This is a genomic window from Streptomyces sp. 8P21H-1 (genome assembly GCF_013302945.1).
On record NZ_JABTYA010000075.1, the window covers coordinates 1 to 3097 of the forward strand.

Consider the following 3097-nt stretch of genomic DNA (forward strand, 5'->3'; position numbering starts at 1 on the left):
GACCCCGACCAGCCGCAGCCGCAGGAGCCCGACCAGGCCGGTTAGCGCTCGTCGAGCCGGACGGCCTGACGGCCCGCCGCTCGACGAGCGGCGGGCCGTCAGGCCGGACGCGCGGGATCAGCCCCGCGTCGCGGACCGGTGCTGCTTCTGGAACTCCGGCACGAACGCCTCGCAGAACGCCTTGAGGTCGTCCGGCTTGCGGCTGGTGATGAGCGTGGCGGGCTGCGCGTCGCAGACCGACACCTGCTCGTCGACCCAGGTGCCGCCCGCGTTGGTGATGTCCGTACGCAGGCTCGGCCACGAGGTGAGCGTGCGGCCGCGGACCACGTCGGCCTCGATGAGCGTCCACGGGGCGTGACAGATCGCGGCGACCGGACGGCCCTGCTCGAAGAAGTCACGGACGAACGAGACGGCTTCCCCGTTCATGCGCAGCGCGTCCGGGTTGGCCACGCCGCCGGGCAGCACCAGGCCGTCGAAGGAGTCCGCCGAGGCCTCGCCCACCACCTGCTGCACGGGGAACACGTCCGCCTTGTCCAGATGGTTGAACGCCTGGATCTGCCCCGGTTCGGTCGACACCAGCACGGGCTCGCCGCCCGCGTCGACGACGGCGTGCCAGGGGTCGGTGAGTTCGATCTGCTCGACGCCCTCCGGCGCCATCAGAAACGCGATACGCATAGGGGTTTCCAGTCCTTTCTCTCTCCGTGTCTTTCTGTGTCCCTCTCCGGGCGGTTCCGTCCCGGTGACGTCGTCCGCAGTACCCCTGACACGGCGGGTCAAGCGTCCGGGGGCCCGGACGCGGTGGCCACCGCGCTCCCACGGGTCCGGGCAACCCCGGGTGTTTGCCCCGGAGGAGGAGGGGCAGGCGCACACTCAGTGCTTCGGACAGGAGGCACGTCCGTGGGAGTGGTTCCGACCCCGCCCACGGGTGTGCCCGTCCGGCTCAGGGTGCGCTCCCGCGGTTGACCGTCCAACCGAGCACCCCTGCAGAGAGTTGCCTTCATCATGCGTACTCAGGCGAGCGCCAGGCACCATCCGCACGACGACGCCCCCGACACCGCCGAGGACTTCCGCAGGCTCGCGGCACTGCCCCCGGGCCGGGCGCGCGACGCACTCCGCGACCGGATCACCGAGGCATGGCTGCCCATGGCGGAGCGGCTCGCCGGCCGGTTCCGGAGCCGCGGCGAGAACTTCGACGACCTGCGGCAGGTCGCGGCACTCGGCCTGGTCAAGGCCGTCGAGCGCTACGACCCCGAGCGCGGCAACGCGTTCGAGAGCTATGCCGTGCCGACCGTCACCGGTGAGATCAAGCGCCACTTCCGGGACCACATGTGGACCCTGCACGTACCGCGCCGGGTCCAGGACCTGCGCAACCGCGTCCGCTTCGCCCGTCAGGACCTGGCCCAGACCATCTCCGGCCGGCAGCCCACCACCGCCGAGATCGCCGAACACGCGCACATGAGCGAGGACGACGTACGCACCGGTCTGGGCGCCCTGGAGAGCTTCACGGCGCTCTCCCTCGACGCCGAACTGCCGGGCGGCGACGACGGATACTCGCTCGGCGACGTGCTGGGCTCGGCCGACCCCGCCCTGGACGTCGTGGTCGACCGCGAGGCGGTCAAGCCCCGTCTGGAGGCCCTGCCCGAACGCGAACGGGCCATCCTCTACATGCGGTTCTTCGACGACATGACCCAGAGCCGCATCGCCGAGGAACTGGGCATCTCCCAGATGCACGTCTCCCGGCTGATCAGCCGCTGCTGCAGCCGGCTGCGGGAGCAGATCATGCAGGACGCCGTCTGACGTCCGGTGTCACCCGCCCGGGTGTCCGCGTGGCACGAATGGTGTCCGGCCGCGCGCGCCCCGGCCGGGCGCGGGCTCTGATGGGCTGCGGGGCATGCAGGCCGTGCTCCGCCTCCGCCGCCGTACCCGGGCGCGGGGGTCCCCGCCGACGGCCGAAGGAGACCGAGCCCATGCCGCTGAGCCGTACCGCTCGCGCACTGTCCGCCACCGCCCTCACGAGCCTCGTACTCGGCACCGCCGCGACGGCCGCGACCGCTGACCCGGGGGCCGAGGTCAGCCCGCGCACCGTGGCCCCCGGCGGTACGGTCACCGTCTCCGTCTCGTGCGAGACCTCCGGCGGGCACCCGCCCGAGACCGTCGACGCCACCTCACGGGCCTTCGAACGCGGCACCGTCCGGCTGCACAGGCACGGCACCAAGGACGCGGAGGACCCGGCGGGTACGAGGGCGGACGACCCGGCGGACACCGGCATGGAGGATCCGGCGGGGATGGCAGACCCGTCGGCCGACGAGCACTCCGCGGACGGCGGGGATCCTGTGATCGGCGAGGACTCCATGGCCGAGGGGGATCCCATGGCCGAGGGGGATTCCGTGGTCGGTGGGGATCCCGTGGCCGGTGGGGATCCTGCGACCGGTGGGGATCCTGCGACCGGTGACGACTCCACGGCCGACGGGAACCCGGTCGGTTCGGACGGCTCCGCGGTCCTGGACGACCCGGCCGGCACGGACGACCCGAAGGGCGACGACGGGCCGGGGAGCCGTACCGTCTACAGCGGCACCGCCCGCGTCGCACCCGCCGCCGACTTCGGGGAGGGCGGACCCGACGGCGCCGGCGGAACCTCCGAGTGGAGCGTCGGCGGCGTCTGCCCGACGGCGCACGGCGGCGCGGGAAAGAAGTGGAGCGCGTCCTTCACGGTGTCCCTCCGGGGCCACGGCACGGCGGCCCGGCACGGGGTGCACGCCGGCACGGGCGGCGCCTTCGACGACTCCGCGCTCGCCCTGGTCTCCGGCGGTGTCCTGGTCGCGGGCGCGCTCGGCGCGGCCGTCCACAGGCTGCGCAGGCGGGAGCCGTCCTCACGCGGCTGAGGCGGCGGAACGGGTCACCGGCCCCGGACCCGGACCCGGCCCCCGGGAACACTGCGCGGAGGTGCACAGATGCGGCGGACCGATCCGGAAGGACACGGGCACGGACACGGGTACGGCTACGGGCACGGGCCGGTCCGGTACGGGCCGCCCCCGCCCGGCCACGGCCTGCCCCTGCCGCCCGGTCTCGCCGCCGCCGCGGCCGGCGCGCACACCGA

At 73.7% G+C, this 3097-nt stretch carries 3 protein-coding genes; 2 read left to right on the forward strand and 1 reads right to left on the reverse strand.

Annotated elements, in window-relative coordinates; translation table 11 throughout:
• Positions 1–117: 117 nt before the first annotated feature.
• Positions 118–675: a type 1 glutamine amidotransferase domain-containing protein gene (locus tag HO151_RS01500; RefSeq protein WP_173894330.1), complete on the reverse strand. Its 558-nt coding sequence runs from the start codon at positions 673–675 to the stop codon at positions 118–120.
• Between the two features lie 327 nt (positions 676–1002).
• On the opposite strand from HO151_RS01500, the gene HO151_RS01505 reads away from it, so the two are divergent.
• On the forward strand, positions 1003–1797 hold the full coding sequence (locus HO151_RS01505; RefSeq protein ID WP_173894331.1) for an RNA polymerase sigma factor SigF: 795 nt from the start codon (positions 1003–1005) through the stop codon (positions 1795–1797).
• Positions 1798–1967: 170 nt separating this feature from the next.
• On the forward strand, positions 1968–2882 hold the full coding sequence (locus HO151_RS01510; RefSeq protein ID WP_173894332.1) for a hypothetical protein: 915 nt from the start codon (positions 1968–1970) through the stop codon (positions 2880–2882).
• Positions 2883–3097: the final 215 nt, after the last annotated feature.

Excerpts from the sequence above, each read along its gene's own strand:
- HO151_RS01500 (WP_173894330.1), bottom strand. The coding sequence starts at position 675 with ATGCGTATCGCGTTTCTGATGGCGCCGGAGGGCGTCGAGCAGATCGAA.
- HO151_RS01505 (WP_173894331.1), top strand. The coding sequence starts at position 1,003 with ATGCGTACTCAGGCGAGCGCCAGGCACCATCCGCACGACGACGCCCCC.
- HO151_RS01510 (WP_173894332.1), top strand. The coding sequence starts at position 1,968 with ATGCCGCTGAGCCGTACCGCTCGCGCACTGTCCGCCACCGCCCTCACG.